This is a genomic window from Nocardioides sp. AE5 (assembly GCF_031844485.1).
Lineage (GTDB): Bacteria > Actinomycetota > Actinomycetes > Propionibacteriales > Nocardioidaceae > Nocardioides.
On record NZ_JAUZVI010000001.1, the window covers coordinates 259,502 to 274,963 of the forward strand.

At 69.9% G+C, this 15,462-nt stretch carries 17 protein-coding genes; 9 read left to right on the forward strand and 8 right to left on the reverse strand.

Annotation, left to right across the window (positions count from 1 at the left end; all coding sequences use genetic code 11):
- Positions 1 to 97: 97 nt before the first annotated feature.
- Together Q9R27_RS01155 and Q9R27_RS01160 are read right to left on the reverse strand one after the other, a co-directional pair.
- Positions 98 to 1,813, reverse strand: a complete 1,716-nt coding sequence (locus tag Q9R27_RS01155) for a sodium:solute symporter family protein (protein ID WP_311250486.1) — start codon at positions 1,811 to 1,813, stop codon at positions 98 to 100.
- The gene (locus Q9R27_RS01160; RefSeq protein WP_311250487.1) at positions 1,810 to 2,088 is read right to left on the reverse strand and encodes a DUF4212 domain-containing protein; all 279 of its coding nucleotides are present in this window, start codon (positions 2,086 to 2,088) and stop codon (positions 1,810 to 1,812) included. The genes Q9R27_RS01155 and Q9R27_RS01160 overlap by 4 nt, the downstream gene beginning before the upstream one ends.
- A 327-nt stretch (positions 2,089 to 2,415) precedes the next feature.
- On the opposite strand from Q9R27_RS01160, the gene Q9R27_RS01165 reads away from it, so the two are divergent.
- Positions 2,416 to 2,856 carry a hypothetical protein gene (locus Q9R27_RS01165; protein ID WP_311250488.1) on the forward strand — a complete coding sequence of 147 codons (441 nt, stop codon included), beginning with the start codon at positions 2,416 to 2,418 and terminating at the stop codon, positions 2,854 to 2,856.
- On the opposite strand, the gene Q9R27_RS01170 is transcribed toward Q9R27_RS01165, so the two are convergent.
- From Q9R27_RS01170 to Q9R27_RS01185, 4 genes are read right to left on the reverse strand one after another with little or no spacing between them, the layout of a single operon-like run.
- Positions 2,857 to 4,392 (reverse strand): cation acetate symporter, encoded by a 1,536-nt coding sequence (locus Q9R27_RS01170; RefSeq protein ID WP_397219635.1) that lies wholly within the window; start codon positions 4,390 to 4,392, stop codon positions 2,857 to 2,859.
- 8 nt (positions 4,393 to 4,400) lie between these two features.
- Complete coding sequence (locus Q9R27_RS01175; RefSeq protein WP_311250490.1) at positions 4,401 to 4,778, reverse strand: hypothetical protein; 378 nt, start codon at positions 4,776 to 4,778, stop codon at positions 4,401 to 4,403.
- On the reverse strand, positions 4,775 to 5,545 hold the full coding sequence (locus Q9R27_RS01180; RefSeq protein WP_311250491.1) for a LytTR family DNA-binding domain-containing protein: 771 nt from the start codon (positions 5,543 to 5,545) through the stop codon (positions 4,775 to 4,777). The genes Q9R27_RS01175 and Q9R27_RS01180 overlap by 4 nt, the downstream gene beginning before the upstream one ends.
- Complete coding sequence (locus Q9R27_RS01185; protein WP_311250492.1) at positions 5,542 to 6,690, reverse strand: histidine kinase; 1,149 nt, start codon at positions 6,688 to 6,690, stop codon at positions 5,542 to 5,544. Before Q9R27_RS01185 ends, Q9R27_RS01180 begins: the two co-directional genes overlap by 4 nt.
- Positions 6,691 to 6,753: 63 nt before the next feature.
- Here Q9R27_RS01185 and Q9R27_RS01190 point away from each other — a divergent pair, with 63 nt between their 5' ends.
- The 3 genes from Q9R27_RS01190 to Q9R27_RS01200 all read left to right on the forward strand — a co-directional run bounded on the left by Q9R27_RS01190 (position 6,754) and on the right by Q9R27_RS01200 (position 8,833).
- Positions 6,754 to 8,106 (forward strand): hypothetical protein, encoded by a 1,353-nt coding sequence (locus Q9R27_RS01190; RefSeq protein WP_311250493.1) that lies wholly within the window; start codon positions 6,754 to 6,756, stop codon positions 8,104 to 8,106.
- A 104-nt stretch (positions 8,107 to 8,210) separates the two neighbouring features.
- Entirely contained in the window at positions 8,211 to 8,504 is a 294-nt protein-coding gene (locus Q9R27_RS01195; RefSeq protein ID WP_311250494.1) for a transposase, read from the forward strand.
- Complete coding sequence (locus Q9R27_RS01200; protein ID WP_311250495.1) at positions 8,501 to 8,833, forward strand: hypothetical protein; 333 nt, start codon at positions 8,501 to 8,503, stop codon at positions 8,831 to 8,833. The genes Q9R27_RS01195 and Q9R27_RS01200 overlap by 4 nt, the downstream gene beginning before the upstream one ends.
- A 77-nt stretch (positions 8,834 to 8,910) precedes the next feature.
- On the opposite strand, the gene Q9R27_RS01205 is transcribed toward Q9R27_RS01200, so the two are convergent.
- On the reverse strand, positions 8,911 to 9,675 hold the full coding sequence (locus Q9R27_RS01205) for a methyltransferase domain-containing protein (protein ID WP_311250496.1): 765 nt from the start codon (positions 9,673 to 9,675) through the stop codon (positions 8,911 to 8,913).
- 57 nt (positions 9,676 to 9,732) lie between these two features.
- Here Q9R27_RS01205 and Q9R27_RS01210 point away from each other — a divergent pair, with 57 nt between their 5' ends.
- Positions 9,733 to 10,467: an oxidoreductase gene (locus Q9R27_RS01210; RefSeq protein ID WP_311250497.1), complete on the forward strand. Its 735-nt coding sequence runs from the start codon at positions 9,733 to 9,735 to the stop codon at positions 10,465 to 10,467.
- A gap of 260 nt (positions 10,468 to 10,727) precedes the next feature.
- On the opposite strand, the gene Q9R27_RS01215 is transcribed toward Q9R27_RS01210, so the two are convergent.
- Positions 10,728 to 11,534 carry an HAD family hydrolase gene (locus tag Q9R27_RS01215; protein WP_311250498.1) on the reverse strand — a complete coding sequence of 269 codons (807 nt, stop codon included), beginning with the start codon at positions 11,532 to 11,534 and terminating at the stop codon, positions 10,728 to 10,730.
- 121 nt (positions 11,535 to 11,655) lie between these two features.
- Between Q9R27_RS01215 and ssd the strand changes: the two genes are divergently transcribed.
- The 4 genes from ssd to Q9R27_RS01235 are packed head-to-tail and all read left to right on the forward strand — an operon-like array spanning position 11,656 to position 15,348.
- Positions 11,656 to 12,723 (forward strand): septum site-determining protein Ssd, encoded by a 1,068-nt coding sequence (ssd, locus tag Q9R27_RS01220; RefSeq protein ID WP_311250499.1) that lies wholly within the window; start codon positions 11,656 to 11,658, stop codon positions 12,721 to 12,723.
- Positions 12,720 to 13,874: a TadA family conjugal transfer-associated ATPase gene (locus Q9R27_RS01225; RefSeq protein WP_311250500.1), complete on the forward strand. Its 1,155-nt coding sequence runs from the start codon at positions 12,720 to 12,722 to the stop codon at positions 13,872 to 13,874. The genes ssd and Q9R27_RS01225 overlap by 4 nt, the downstream gene beginning before the upstream one ends.
- Entirely contained in the window at positions 13,871 to 14,638 is a 768-nt protein-coding gene (locus Q9R27_RS01230) for a hypothetical protein (protein WP_311250501.1), read from the forward strand. The genes Q9R27_RS01225 and Q9R27_RS01230 overlap by 4 nt, the downstream gene beginning before the upstream one ends.
- Positions 14,635 to 15,348 carry a type II secretion system F family protein gene (locus Q9R27_RS01235; RefSeq protein WP_311250502.1) on the forward strand — a complete coding sequence of 238 codons (714 nt, stop codon included), beginning with the start codon at positions 14,635 to 14,637 and terminating at the stop codon, positions 15,346 to 15,348. Before Q9R27_RS01230 ends, Q9R27_RS01235 begins: the two co-directional genes overlap by 4 nt.
- Positions 15,349 to 15,462: the final 114 nt, after the last annotated feature.

Here is a 15,462-nt window from a genome sequence, read left to right on the forward strand (position 1 = left end):
CCTAGGACCGAAGGGGCGGTTTGGACGAGGGTCTCGGCCCGGGGGTTGCAGTTGCGGCAACCCCCGGACCGAAACCGGGGCCGGGCTCGGGGGTGCTTCAGCCCACGTCGCCCGTCTGCGCATGCCGCGCGACCAGGTCGGTCTGGCCCGGGAAACGGACCTCCTCGACCAGGGCCTGCATCTCGGCAGACGGCTTCGTGGTGAACTGCGAGACCGCGATGGTCACCACGAAGTTGACGATCATCGCGATGAACCCGAACCCGACGGGAGCAATGTCCATGATCGGATCCCGTCCCAGGAAGATCGGTGCAGTCTCCGCCGGCAATGTCCACACGAAGTAGGCCATCGTCATCACGATGCCGACACCCATGCCGGATGCGGCACCGGCAGCGGTGCACTTCTTCCAGAAGATGCCGAGCACCATCACCGGGAAGAAACTGGCTGCGCCGAGGCCGAATGCCAAGGCAACCACCTGAGCGGCGAACCCGGGTGGGTGAATGCCGAGGTAGCCCGCGGCGACGACGGCGACGGCCATCGATATCCGGGCGACGCGCAACTGCTTCCTCTCGTCAGCCAGCGGGTTGATCCGCTTGTGGTAGACGTCGTTGGCCACAGAGGACGAGATCACCAGGAGCAGCCCGGAGGCGGTGGACAGGGCAGCGGCCAGCGCGCCGGCAGCGACCAGCCCGACGATCGGGGCCGGCAGGCCCGCGATCTCCGGCGAGGCGAGGACCAGGATGTCGTTGTTGATCACTGCCTCGTTGCCGGGGCCACCCAGGAAGTCGATGGCTCCGTTGCCGTTGAGGTCGGCCACGGCCTCGCCGCCGGGGCCGGTGATCAGGCCGACATCCGCCCAGGTGTCGAACCAGGACTGGCTGGCCAGGTCGCCGGTAGAGGATGCGCCGAGGATGTTGAACTTCGCGAAGGCCGCCACGGTCGGGGCGGTGGTGTAGAGCAGTGCGATGAAGAAGAGCGCCCACAGCGCCGAATAGCGGGCGGCGCGGACGTTCTTCGCGGTATAGAAGCGGACGATGACGTGCGGCAGCCCCGCCGTCCCGAAGATCAGGGTTGCGGTCAGCAGGAACATGTTGAGCTGGCTGCTGCCGGTCAGCGCAGCGGTGTATTCGCCGAAGCCCAACTCGGCTTGGAGCGCCTCCAACTCCTCAAGGATCTTCCCGAACCCGATCTGGGGGACCGGGATATCGGTGATCTTCGCGGAGATCGCAAAGGCCGGGATCATGTAGGCCACGATCAGCACGGAGTATTGGCAGACCTGAGTCCAGGTGATCCCCTTCATCCCGCCGAGCACTGCGTAGAAGAAGACGATCGCCATGCCGAGCAGCACGCCGACAGTGGTGTTCACCCCGAGGAACCGGCTGAAGACGACGCCGACACCGGCCATCTGGCCCACCACGTAGGTCACCGAGATGACGATCGCGCAGAGCACCGCGATCAGGCGCGCGGTCTCGTTGTAACGGTCGCCGACGAAGTCCGGCACGGTGAACTTGCCGAACTTGCGCAGGTAGGGAGCCAGCAGCATGGCCAGCAGCACGTAACCGCCGGTCCAGCCGATCAGGTACGCCGATCCGCTGTAGCCGTTGCTGGACAGCGCGATGATCCCGGCCATGGAGATGAATGACGCAGCGCTCATCCAGTCGGCGGCGATCGCTGCCCCGTTGGCGGGGGCCGGGATGCCGCCGCCGGCCACGTAGAAACCGGCCGTGTCGGTCACCCGGCTGGCGTAGGCAACATAGATGTAGACACTGAAGGTGAGGCCGACGAAGATCAGGGTCCAGAGTTGGATGTCGGTCATGAGCCCTGGACCTCCTCCTCATACGTGTCGATCCCGAACTCCTTGTCGAGCCGGTCCATCCGCCAGACATAGACGGCGATGAGAGCGAGGAAGACGAGGATCGTCCCCTGCTGTGCGAACCAGAATCCGAGCGGGAACCCGCCGACCTCGATCTTGTTGAGCGCATCGGCGAAGAAGATTCCGCACCCGAAGGCCACGATGGCCCAGATGGTGAGTAGGACCGTCATCAACCTCAGATTGCGGCGCCAGTACGCCCGCCGAGCTTCTTCATCCATGGTTTGAACCTCCTGGTGGATTCCACGGCCGTGGGGCGCCGAATGGCGTCCGGAAACCACGGCCGGTGGTGGTGCACGGTGCTGAGGCAAGCAAGTGACGACGGGCGTGGTCAATGCTCAAATGTGATTGCGCTCACGTTCTGCGCCAAGCGGTGTGGATGGCTCGGCCAGCGGCCGACGGGAGCTGGTGACGGGCCTGCGGATGAGCGCGCCGGACCGCCCACGGGACCACTCGTCGTGCCCGCCGTGCCGTTCGTCCCACGACGAACGGTCGAACTGCGTGCGTCGGGGGACGCCGCCGGATCTGAGGCGCCCTAGGCTCGTCCCATGACCAGTCCAGCACTCCCCAAGGCAAGTGGCCCGCGGGCTCGCACCAACCCCTCCCCAGGGCGTACGACGGCGTCCCCGACGCGCACCGGCACCGGTCGCAAGTCGCTCGCCGGCGCCGTAGTCATGGTGTTGCTCGGCTCGTTCATGCCCTGGCTGACGACCTCGCTGGGTTCGGTCTCCGGCGCCCAGGGTCCTGGCATCTGGACCTTCTACGCCGCGGTCCTCGGCTTGGCCGGTGCGCTGGTGCCGGTGCGTGCCTTGGCTGCTGCCCAAGCCGGGATCCTGGCGGTGGTCGCCATCGGCATCCCGATCTGGCAGGTGGTCCACGTGCTCGGCCTGGTCGGCTTCGCCGGCTGGCAGCCCGGTCCCGGACTGGTCCTCGTCATCGGGGGTGGAGCGCTTGCGGCCCGGGCGGCCTGGTTGCTGACCCGAGGTTGATCAGCCGCGGTCCAGGTCCACACCCTCGGGAGTGTGCAGCCGCACCATGAAGCGGCGTACGTGTCCGGGCACTGAACGCCGCGTGGCCAACGAGACCAGCCACATGGTCAGGAAGGCCGCGGGCACGCTCCACGCGGCGGGCTGACTGATCAGGGCGCCGGCCCAATTGTCGCCGGGGGTGTTGAAGAGCGACCAGCCCACCGCAAAGCCGCAGCCGGTGCCGCCGACCAGGAGGCCGGCCAGGGCGCCGGTCGCGGTGAGGCCACGCCACCAGATCCCCAACACGAGCAGCGGACAGAATGTCGAGGCAGCCACCGCGAAGGCGAGCCCCACGGCCCGGGCCACCCCCAGGTCGGGGCTGAGCAGCGCCATGGAGCACGGGATCGACACGGCCACCACGGCGGCCGTGCGGAACGCGGTGATCCCGCTGGGGCGCCACCTGCCGAGGCGACCGCGGGTGATCTCCTGACCGATCACCCCAGCGACAGCGATGGCCAGGCCCGAGGAGGTGGAGAGGAACGCGGCGAAGGCGCCGCCGACGATGAGCGCGGTCAGCAGGTCGCCGGTGGTGCCGGGCAGCATCAGTTGCGGCAGTTCCAGAACCAGTACGTCGGTCCGTCCCGTGGCCGCGACCTCGTCGGCGTACACCCGGCCCAGGGCGCCATAGACCGGTGGCAGGAGATAGAAGAAGCCCAACAGGGCCAGCACAGTCAGCGTGGTCCGGCGGGCGGCCTGGCCGTCGGGGTTGGTGTAGAAGCGGACCACGACGTGCGGCAATCCCATGGTGCCGAGGAACGTTGCCATGATCAGCGAATAGGTCAGGTAGAGGCCGTGTCCGCCGCTGCTCAGGGGCAGGGTCCACAGTTCGGCGCTGGTGCCCGAGTTCGGGGCGTCCACCGGGTGTGGGGCGCCGTCCCCGATCCAGGCGATGACGAGAAAGATGGCGGGGACCAGCAGAGCAGTCAGTTTCAGCCAGTACTGGAACGCTTGGACGAAGGTGATGCTACGCATCCCCCCGGAGACGACGTTGATCAGGACGATCGTCGCGACGCTGGCTGCGCCGACCCAGTTGGGCAGGCCGATGACGGAGTGGAGCGTGATACCGGCACCTTGGAACTGGGGCACGAGATAGAGCCACCCGACAGCGAGCACGATCACCGAGCAGGCCGCTCGGACCCGGCGCGAGGCCAGCCGTGCCTCGGCGAAGTCGGGAAGCGTGTAGGCGCCGGAACGGCGCAGCGGCGCGGCAACCAGGACCAGCAGGACCAGATATCCGGCCGTCCAGCCGACCGGATACCAGAGCATGTCGGCACCGAAGACCATCACCAGTCCGGCAACGCCGAGGAAGGATGCTGCGGAGAGGTATTCGCCGCCGATCGCCGACGCGTTGAGCCGCGGGCGGACGGTGCGTGAGGCGACCAGGAAGTCGCTGGTGGTGCGGGAGAACCGCAGACCCCAGGTGCCGATGGCGAGGGTGGCCAGTGTGACCAGGACGACGGCCAGGACAGCAGGCAGGGCACTGTGATCGGTCACCATGGCGTGCCTCAACGATCGTCCTCCTCGACCAGGTCGGTGAAGGCGCGCTCGTTGCCCTCCGCGGCACGGACATGGACCCAGCCGAGGAGGACCAGGAATGGATAGACCGCGATCCCGAGAGCGAGGTAGGGCAGCGGGAGGCCAAGGACCCTGCTCTCGGCCAAGGTGGGGAAGAGGTGGAAGGTCAGCGGCAGGCTGCCCAGGCTCGCGCCCAGGACCAGTAGGGTGCGCAGTGCCAACTTGGCTTGGTCGCGCAGAAGTGAGCCCATGTAGATCGCGCCGAGTGGGGTCTCGTCATCGATCTGTCGCCGGACCGGACGTGAGACGCCGCGGCGGTTCGGGTGCGGGCCGGAGATCCGGACCCGCGGAGCGGGGTCCTCGTTCATGATGATCCGGTGCGGGAGTTGACCAGGATCTCGCGCAGTTCGCGGGTGTGCCGGCGGCTCACCTTCAACTGTGTCTCGCCGACGGTCACGGTGCACCGGCCCGACTCCATCCGGACATGGTCGATGTGCGCAAGGGCGACCAGCAGGGAGCGGTGGATCCTGACGAAACCGGCTGCGGCCCACTCCTCCTCGAGCGCACTCAACGGACTGCGGATCAGGTGAGAGCCCTGCGCGGTGTGCAACCGGGCGTAATCACCTTGCGCCTCGACGTACCGCACCGCGGAGCGCTGGATGAACCGGGTCACGCCACCCAGTTCCACGGCAATCTGCGGATCGGCCGGGGCTGGCGCCGTCCCTCCCGCGTCGAGCAGGCGGCGGACCGCTTCGGCCAGGCGCTCCTCCCGGACTGGTTTGAGCACGTAGTCGACCGCGTGCAGGTCGAAGGCCTCGACGGCGTGCTGGTCGTGGGCAGTGACGAAGACGAAGAGCGGAGGGGTCTTGAAGCGGGCCAGCACCTGCGCCAGCTCCACGCCGGTCAGGGCGGGCATCTGGATGTCCAAGAAGACTGCGTCGACCTCGACCTCCTGGAGCAGCCGCAGTGCCTCCGTGGCCGAGTCGGTGGAGTGGATCTCCGCGATCCGCGGGTCCCGGTCGAGGAGGAAGGTCAACTCGTCCAGGGCTGGCGGTTCGTCATCGACAGCGAGCACCCGCAGTCCGGTGCGGGCGGGCCTGCTGGTGCGGTCGGCGGTGGCAGGGTCGGGGCTCATGGGTGGACTCCGGGGGTGAACTTGGGGACGCGGACGATCACTTTGGTGCCGGCGTTCGGTGCGGTCTCCACGACCAGGCCGTAGTCGTCGCCGAAGGTGTTGCGCAGGCGGGCATCTACATTGGCCAGGCCGACATGGTCGTTGTCATCGTGCGGGGAACTGGCCGGGTCGGTGCCCCAGATGGCGGCACGCATCTGCTCAGGGTCCTCGCCGGTGCCGTTGTCCTCCACCTCGATCAGGCACTCATGGTCCAGGTCACGAGCGACGATGTCGATCCTGCCGACCTCGGCTTCCGCTCCGGCGGTGCCGGCCAGGCCGTGGCGCACCGCGTTCTCGACCAGGGGCTGGATGCACAGGAACGGCACCGCGACCGGCAGCACCTCCGGGGCGACCCGCAGGGTGACCGCGAGCCGGTCACCGAATCGAGCCTGCTCGAGCAGCAGATAACGCTCCACGGAGCGCAACTCCTCGGCCAGGGTGGTGAACTCGCCGTGCCGGCGGAACGAGTAGCGGGTGAAGTCGGCGAACTCGAGCAGGAGCTCGCGGGCCCGGTCCGGATCGGTGCGGACGAAGGAGGCGATGGCGCCGAGGGAGTTGTAGATGAAGTGCGGGGAGATCTGCGCCCGCAGGGCCCGCACCTCGGCCTGGATCAATCGGTTGCGCGAGGCATCCAGCTCGGCCAGCTCGAGTTGCCCCGAGACCCAGGTGGCGACCTCGTCCGAGGCGCGGACCAGCCCGGCGGTGGCGTTCCCGGTGAAGGCCTGCAGGGTGCCGACGATGCGGTCCTCGACGACCAGCGGGGAGACGATGGCGAAGCGGATCGGGCAGTTCGGTTCGGTGCAGGGCAGTTGCTGGTGGCCCACGACGTGGGTGCTGCCGTCCTCCACGGCGTGGGCGATCACGCCTGCGCACTGGTGGGTGTGGTGCTCGCCGGTGCCGTCCCAGGCAAGCAGGCCGGCCGTGTCGGTGACCGCGACTGCCGGCGTGCCGAGCAGGGTGCGCAGATGGCGCACGCTCCGCTCGGCGCTGGCCGTGGTCAGCCCTTCGCGGAGCGCCGGGGAGGCCAGGGAGGCGGTGTGCAGGGTCCGGAAGGTGGCGCGGTCGGCCTCCGTGCCGAGGTGGGTACGTCGCCAGCCGAACGCCATGGAGCCACGATAGACGTTTCACGACATCCGGGACGGGGCAGAGAGTACGCCGTGAATCGCGCCGTGAAGTTCGTCCTGCTTCCCCTCGTCGTGCTGGCCGTCATTGCCACGTCCGTGATCTGGGTCGTGGCCCTGACGAAGAGCGAACCGGAGACGCCGAAGCTGGGTGCCGTCGGCGGCGAGGCCGCCACCTCCCTGCCGGCGGCGACGAGCGGTAACGACGTGTTGGCCCCGGTGGAGGAGATCAGCGTCGGCAAGGAGCGCTACCTGAGTCCGTGCCAACTGTTGCCGCGTTCGTCGGTGGAGTCGATCTTCGGGTCGCTGGATCCCGATGTGCGGCTCTATGAGACCTATCTGGACTCGAGCCTGCCGGATCCGCGCAACGACGCCAGCTCGGTGGTGACCAGTTGTGACTACTACGGCGACTGGGGGTTCTCCATCTACGTGCGGCAGATGGTGGAGCCGGCCGCGAGCGGCAGCGAGTTGATCGAGCGGATCGGTTTCGACACCGACGAGGTGGAGGCAGCGATGACTGCCTTCCGGGCAGCCGACGTCGGTGACGACCCGGCAGCCGCGGCGCTGCTGGCCCACCTGGAGGACGGCTACAAGGTCTTCCAGCGCCCCCGCAATGCAACGCTCGCCCAGGTCGACGGGCTGGTGGTGGCCGGGTTCGGGGACCGCTCCGGCGGCACCCGGGACTTCGCGTTGATCGTGGGCAGCCGGATCATCCGGATGAGCTATGAGGCAGATGTGGCCCCCGACGCCGACGTCGTCCTGTCCCAGTTCGCCCGGGCCAGGGCAATCGTGCTGACCAACGCCAATGACCCGTCCCTGTCCCAGGCGCCGAGCCTGTCCTTCGGTGCGAGCGACACGCTCGGGGAGACCCAGCTCCTCGAGCCGTGTGCGGTGCTCAGCGCGGAGACCTTCGAGAAGATGACGGGGGCGGCACCCAACGAGAGCGTAGAGCGGGAGCCGCTGCCGCTGGCCCTGCCCGATCCGACCAGCTCACGTGCCGAGTACGGCATCGAGGGCAGTTGCTCCCGCTCGTTCGACGGCTTCTCCGTCGCCGACGACACGGCGTTGACCAAGTCGGAGCAGCGCTATGGACGTCGTGGATCGGTGTACGTCGTGTTCGACATTGCCGCGTTCCCGGATGCGGCTTCCGCGCAGGAGGAGATCGCCTACTACCTCGAGGACGAGGACAGCACCGCGATCAAGACGGACGCCGACGCTGCCGTCCTGCGCTGGACGGGATCGTCGTACGTGCTCCACTTCCGCACCGGTCCCTATGTGGTGGACATGCGGGTGCGTGGTGACACCTACGCCGATGGTGAATACCTGGACGTCAACCTGACGCGGACCCAGTTCGTCAACGCGACCAACCTGCTGGTGAAGCAGATCAAGGGCCAGTCCTGACCGGACTGGAGTAGTCACGACCTGGCGTGGATTTCGGGACTGCTGCACGTTTAGGTGACATCTGATCTGTGGTGCCGTGAGGTGCTGCTGGAAGGATGTGCATTGTGCCGAAGCCGTTTCCCAAGGAGTTCCGCGAGGACGTGGTCCGTGTCGCGAGGAACCGTGAGCCTGATGTCCCTCTCAAGCAGGTCGCTGCCGATTTCGGGATCAGTGAGTCGTGTTTGAGGAACTGGTTGGCGAAGGCTGATGTCGAGGACGGGACCAGGCCTGGTGTTACTGATGCTGAGCGTGTCGAGAACCGTGAGCTGAAGAAGCGGTTGCGGTTGCTGGAGCAGGAGAACGAGGTCCTGCGCCGGGCAGCGGCGTATCTGTCGCAGGCGAACCTGCCGGGAAAATGATGTACCCGCTCGTCCGCGAGTTGGCCGATGACGGGGTCCCCGTCACGGTGACGTGCCGGGTGCTGAAGATCGCTCGCCAGCCGTACTACCGATGGCTGGCCCAACCAGTGACCGCGTCCGAATTGGTCGAGGCCTACCGCGCCAACGCGTTGTTCGATGCCCACCGCGACGACCCCGAATTCGGGCACTGGTTCCTGGCCGACGAAGCCCGTGAGGCCGGTGAGCCGATGTCCGGGCGGACCGCGTGGCGGATCTGCTCGGACAATGGCTGGTGGTCGGTGTTCGGCAAGTCCAAGAAGGGCAAGGTGAAGCGGCCCGGTCCACGATGATCGGGACTGCTGCGCGATCGGGTGACAGGTTGACTCACGCAGCCTGAGTGGCGGGCTGTGGAGCCAACTCGCCGCACTCAGCGGAAGTCGATCAGCAGCAGGTCGGAGTCTGAGCCGTCCTGGGGAGCGGAATTGTCACGGACCTCGTCGGCGGAGGCTGCCTCGTCAGATCGGTCCGTTCTCGTGGTCCCTTCGTCGGATTCCTCGGCTGCTGCTGCCTCGGAAGCCGACTTCTCCACCAGCGTTGCCCGGAAGCATTCGCTGATCCACGGCAACTGCATGCCGTCCATGCCGCGGCCGTAGTCGGCGTACAGCGCGGCAGCTGCGGCCAGGCGTTCGGCTCGCTCGGCCTCGCCCAGGTGCGCCACGTCGGCAGCGACGACGTCGGCCAGGGTGTCGGCGGTGACGGTCTGCCAGTGCCGGAACGACTCCTCGGCCACGGTCCCGAAGAGAGCGGAGTCGGCCACCCGGGACGCCGGCGCGCTGGCCGGATCGGGCACCCCGAGTGCCGCATCGAGCTTGCGGGCCCACGGGATCCGCCGATCGCGCACCGAGCGGACCAGCGCGAGCTGACCACCGGGACGCAGCACCCGGGTGATCTCCGCCAGGTCGTGCGGCACGATCCGTGGGGAGACGACGACATCCACCGAGCTGTCCGGGAACGGCAGGGCACGCGCACTCGCCCCGTTGACCACGTCGGTGACGTCGTGGCCCTGCGCCGAGCACGCCGCGGCGATGGTGGCCTCGCCGAGCACGGCCACGGTGCGTGCGGAGGCGCCGAGGAGCCAGGTGACGGCCTCGGCCGGGAAGTCGTGGTGTGCGGGGCTGCTCTGCGGGTCCATTGGTGCGAGGCTACCTGCTGGCGGTCGCCGATCACCGGACCTCTAGCGTTGACTGCCATGAGCACTGTCCCCGGCGCTGACCCGTTGGCCTCCCTCACCGTGCTGGAGGGGATCCCGTCCGGCTTCGCTGCCACCCGCGACGGAGTCGACGCGATGCTCCGCGATCGGGGCCTGCGCAAGACCGCCCCCGGGCTGACCACGGAATCGTTGCTGCGCGGCGCGGTGGCCAGCGCCCTGCTGGAAGGCTCCACCTCGACGCCGGAGGAGATCCGCGCCGGTGCGAGTGACGAGACCGGCCAGGCCGCGATCCGGGTCTCCACCGAGGCGCTCTCCCTGGTCCCGACCCTGCGCACCGCCCCGTTGCAGGCCTTCGCCCGCCTGCATGCCCTGGCCGGCAAGGGCGCCGTGGACGAGGAACGCCTCGGGCGGCCGCGTGACGCCGAGGCAGCCCAGGGACTGCGTGAACTCTCCGCGACCCTGCTTGCTCCGACCACGGCGCCGGCGATGCTGGTCGCCGCGATCGTGCATGCTCAACTGGCCACCGCTGCCCCGTTCGCTTCGCACAACGGCATCGTGGCCCGCGCCGCCGAGCGGCTGGTCCTGGTGGCGCGCGGCGTCGACGAGAAGTCCCTACTGGTCCCCGAGGCGGCGCACCTGCACCTGCGCGCGGAGTACGAGTCCAACCTGCGTGCCTATGCCAACGCCGGCGGCAGCAACGGCGTACATGCGTGGTTGCTCTATGCCACCGAGGCTTATGCGCTGGCGGCCGAGAAGAGCCCGGTGCGGGACTGAGCCGGCACGCCCGGGCTGAAATGCAAGCGGCACCCGGACGTGTGGATCCGGGTGCCGCCGCTGGCACGCAAGGCCTGGGTAACAGGCGTGCAACATCTAACTGCTGTCGCGGGAGTATCCCGTCCTGACAAGCGCCCTGAAGAAGGGTAGATCGCCGCGTGGGTCCCCGGTCTGCGTGCAAACTCTTGAATTGTTGTCTCCATGTGTACGCCGCTTCCGTGACGCTTTCAAGCCTTGACTTCCGCCCGATTTGATGCTGCTCAGGCCGGCTTGTTCCGCTTGCGGAGGCCGGCCACGACGGCACCCCCGGCCACGACCAGGCCGCCGACCGCGAGGGCGGCCAGCGTCGGCTTCGCGCCGGGCAGGTGCATCCGTCGTCCCAGCGCCACCGGTCGGCTGAAGACCAGCACCGGCCACTGCTTCTCGGCGGCCAGCTTGCGCAGGTCCTTGTCCGGGTTGACGGCGAACGGGTGGCCGATCGCGCTGAGCATCGGGGCGTCGGTGATCGAGTCGCTGTAGGCATAGCACCGGGCCAGGTCGAACCCCTCGGTGGCGGCAAGCTCGCGGATCGCCTCGGCCTTCGTCTCGCCGTAGGCGTAGTAGTCGATCTGGCCGGTATACTTCCCGTCGACGATCTCCATCCGGGTCGCGATCACCCGGTCCGCGCCGAGCATCTCCCCGATCGGGCCGACCACTTCCGAGCCGGAGGTCGACACGATGATCACTTCGCGCCCGGCCAGGTGGTGCTCCTCGATCAGGGTGACTGCCTCGTCATAGACCAGCGGGTCGACGATGTTGTGCAGCGTGTCCGCGACGATCTCGGTCACCGTGGCCACGTCCCACCCTTCCACCAGTTGCGACATGAAGTGGCGGACCTTCTCCATCTGGTCGTGGTCGGCGCCGCCGACCAGGAAGACGAACTGTGCGTACGCCGTACGCAGCGCAGCGCGGCGGGTGATCAGGCCACCGGCGTGGAACGGCCGGGAGAAGGCAAGCGCGCTCGACTTGGCGATGATCGTCTTGTCGAGGTCGAAGAAGGCCGCTTGCCGGCCGGCCGGAGCAGGCATGTGGTCACCCTAGACGAGGCGTGGACCCACGTGTTGTCCACAGGCTCCCCGGGTGCGAGGGTTTTCCACAGGCCGGGCGGAGCGGACTGCGCGCACAGGCGCACCGGAGCAGCCTTGGGCCATGACCAATCCACTGATCATCTCCCGTGACCAGGCGCTACTCGACGAGTTGGCGCGCCTCTGTGCTGCTGCTGGAGTCAGCCCGGACATCGTCGGCGACCCGGCGGCCGCGCTGGGCGGCTGGGGCAACGCCTCCCTGGTCCTGGTCGGCGTGGACCTGGCCGCCGAGGTGGCCGCCATCGAACCGGGCCGCAGGGCCGGGGTCCACCTGATCGGCTGGGGCCGCCTGCCCGACGAGGTGTTCCGGGTCGCGCTCACCCTCGGCGTCGAGAACGTCGCCGAGTTGCCCCGCTCCGACAGTTGGGTGCTGGAGGTGCTCGCCGAATCCGGGGAACGCCTCGACCTCGACGCCGTCACCATCGGGGTCGTGGGCGGCTCCGGGGGTGCCGGTGCCACCACGTTCGCCTGTGCCTTGGCGGAGATCGCGGCGCACCGGACGCCCACCTGCCTGCTCGACCTGGACCCGCTCGGCCCCGGGGTCGACACCGTCCTGGGGATGGAACGCAGTGAAGGGGTCCGCTGGGACGCCCTGCAACAGTCCACCGGTCGCCTCGGTGCCCGGGCCTTCCGCGAGTCGCTGCCCCGGCGCAACGACCTCGGCGTGCTGACCTGGGGCAGCGGCGCCACCACCGCGGACGCCCAACCGTTCGCCGTCCGCGCCGCGCTCTCGGCCGCCGTCCGCGGCCACGGGGTGGTGGTCCTCGACCTGCCGCGCACCGGTGACCTGGCCGAGGAGGTGATGGCGCGGTGCCAGCACCTGGTCGTGGTCACCCGGGCCACCGTCCCCGGCCTGGCTTCTGCGGCGCGCTTCGTCGAGCGGGCACTCACCTCGGGCCCGCTGGCCCAGGTGGTCCGCGGCACCGGGATCGGGGCGGCGGAGGCAGCCCGGGTGGTCGGCGCCCCGGTGATCACCGTGATGGGCGACCAGCGCGGCCTCGACGAAGCGATCGACCTGGGCCAGGGACCGATCAAGTCGCGACGATCCGTGCTCGCCAAGGCAGCCGAATCCGTGCTGGCGGACTGCGTGCCCGAGGTCGCGCGTGACGCCCATGCCGACACCGCGGCATGAACACCGCACCACCCGACCTGCTGGAGGAAGCACGCGAGCGCCTGGCCACCACCGGGGAAGAACTGACGCCCCAACGGGTGGCCGAGGCCCTGCGCGCCGCGGGCCGCCCGGTCGGGGACGAGACCGTCCTGGCCGTCCACGAGGCATTGCGCTCCGACGTACTCGGCGCCGGGCCGCTCGATCCGCTGTTGCGGATGCCCGGGGTCACCGACGTGCTGGTCAACGGCGCCGACCAGGTCTGGATCGACCGGGGCCACGGGCTGGAACCGGCCGGGATCACCTTCCCCGGGGAACCCGCCGTACGCCGCCTCGCCCAGCGGTTGGCGGCCGGGGGAGGGCGCCGCCTCGACGATGCGACACCGTGGGTCGACGTACGCCTGGCCGACGGCACCCGTTGCCATGCCGTGCTCGCGCCGCTGGCCCGCCCGGGCACGGTGATCTCGCTGCGGGTGCCCAGTCGCACCGGGCGGAGCCTGACCGACCTGGGGGAGCAGGGGGCGTTCGCCCGTCCCGGACTGCTGTTGCTGCGGCGCATCGTCGCGGCGAACCTCTCCTTCCTCGTCTCCGGCGGCACCGGGAGCGGGAAGACCACGTTGCTGGCCGCCATGCTGACCGAGGTCGACCCCACGCACCGCCTGGTCCTGGTCGAGGACGCCAGCGAACTGCGACCGGCGCATCCACACGTGGTGGGGCTCGAGGCGCGGACCGCCAACGTCGAGGGCGCGGGTGCGGTGCCGATGCAGGTGCTGGTCCGCCAGGCGCTGCGGATGCGCCCGGATCGGCTCGTGGTCGGTGAGGTCCGCGGGGGTGAGGTCACCGACCTCCTGGCCGCACTCAACACCGGTCACGAGGGTGGATGCGGCACCGTGCACGCCAACTCCGCGGCCGACGTACCGGCCCGGATCGAGGCACTGGCACTGCCTGCCGGGCTCACCCGCGAGGCCGCGCACAGCCAGTTCGCCTCCGCCATCGATGCGGTGCTGCACCTGGTCCGCGACGCCACCGGACAACGCCGCCTGGCCGAGGTGGCGGTGCCGCGCCAGCGCCCCGACGGCCTGGTCAGGATGGAGTCCGCGGTGCGGTTCACCGCCGAGGGCACGGCCCGCGAAGGCGCAGGCATCGAGGACCTGATGGATCGGCTCGGGCGATGAGCGCCGCCGTCGTGGCCGCAGCCAGTGCCGCAGGCGCCGTACTGCTGCTCGGCCCGGTGCCACGCGGTGGCCGCAGGGCTGGACTCGTCCTGCTCGCCGGGGCCGGAGCCGTCGGGGCGGTCGCGCTGGGGGACGTGCTGGCCGTCGAGCACCTGGCCCCGTTGTGCCTGGGCCTGGTGGCCGTGGGCGGTGGGTGGCTGCTGCGCCGGCGCCTGCAGGCCCAGGCCCGCGCCGAGGCCACCGCCGCATCGGTCCAGGACGCCTGCGAGGCGCTGGCCACCGAACTGGCCACCGGGCGCCCTGTGGAGGCCTGCCTGGCCGACGCCGTCGAGGTGTGGGCGCCGATGGCCTCGATTGCCACCGCACAACACCTGGGCGGTTCCATCCCCGATGCACTGCGTTCCCTGGCCGCCGTGCCCGGGGCCGGGGACCTGCGACTGGTGGCGGCCGCCTGGCAGGTCTCCCAGCGCACCGGCGCCGGGCTGTCCGGGGCCTTGGCCGAGGTGGTGGAGGCGCTGCGGGCCCAGCGCAGCACCCGTCGCGTGGTCCGCTCCGAACTGTCCTCGGCACGCTCGACCGCACGCCTGGTCGCGGCACTGCCGGTGCTGACACTGCTGCTCGGCTCGGGCACCGGGGGCGACCCGGTCGGACTGTTGCTGACCACCCCACTCGGGCTGGCCTGCCTGGCCGGCGGGCTGGGCCTGATGCTGGCCGGGCTGTGGTGGATCGAGTCGATCGCCGGCTCCGTGGAAGCAGCGTCGTGACGGCGCTGATCGCGGCTGTCGCAGTGGCGCTGGCCATCGTCCTGGCCCTGCCACCGCGCCTCTCGCTGCGGCCCGGTGCCGTGTCGCGGCGGCACCCGGAGGCTGGCTCCGGCCTGGGCCGGCACCGCTTCGCCCTCACCGCGCTGGCCGGGCTCGCCGGGCCGACCATGGTGGGCGGGGCCGCCGGGGTCGTTGCCGGACTGGTCCTCGCCTGCGCGGTCTGGATGGGAGTGGCCCGGATGGAGCCCGCCTGGCTGCGTGCCGAGCGCGAGCAGGTGGCCCGCGAGCTGCCCCGGGTGGTGCAACTGCTGGCCATGGTGCTGGCGTCCGGTTGTGCTCTGGAGGACGCGCTGCGCCAGGTGGCCCAGGCGTTGCCGGGGCCGCCGACGGCGGCGTTGCGCCGGGCCCAGGGCCGCCTCGCGGTCGGCGTACCGGCCGAGGACGTGTGGGCCGAACTTGCCCACCTGCCCGGGCTGGAACGGCTCGGGCGGGTGCTGGCCCGGGCGCATGGCTCCGGGGCGCCGGTGGCCGAGGTGGTACGCCGCCTCGGCGCCGACCTGGACCGGGAAGCACGCGCCGATGCCGAGGACCGCGCCCGTGCGGTCGGGGTCCGGGCCGCGGTGCCGCTCGGCCTCTGCCTGCTGCCCGCGTTCCTGCTGATCGGCATCGTCCCGGTGGTGGCCGCCTCCCTGCGCGCCATCGCCTGGTGAAACCCGGTTGTTGTCCACAGGCGCTCGCGCGGCACTCGTCATCCACAGGCAGCACGCGCGGCCCCCACGGCGTCGCCGAGTTCGCGGAGGGTGGAGGCAACAGGCCACGCCCGT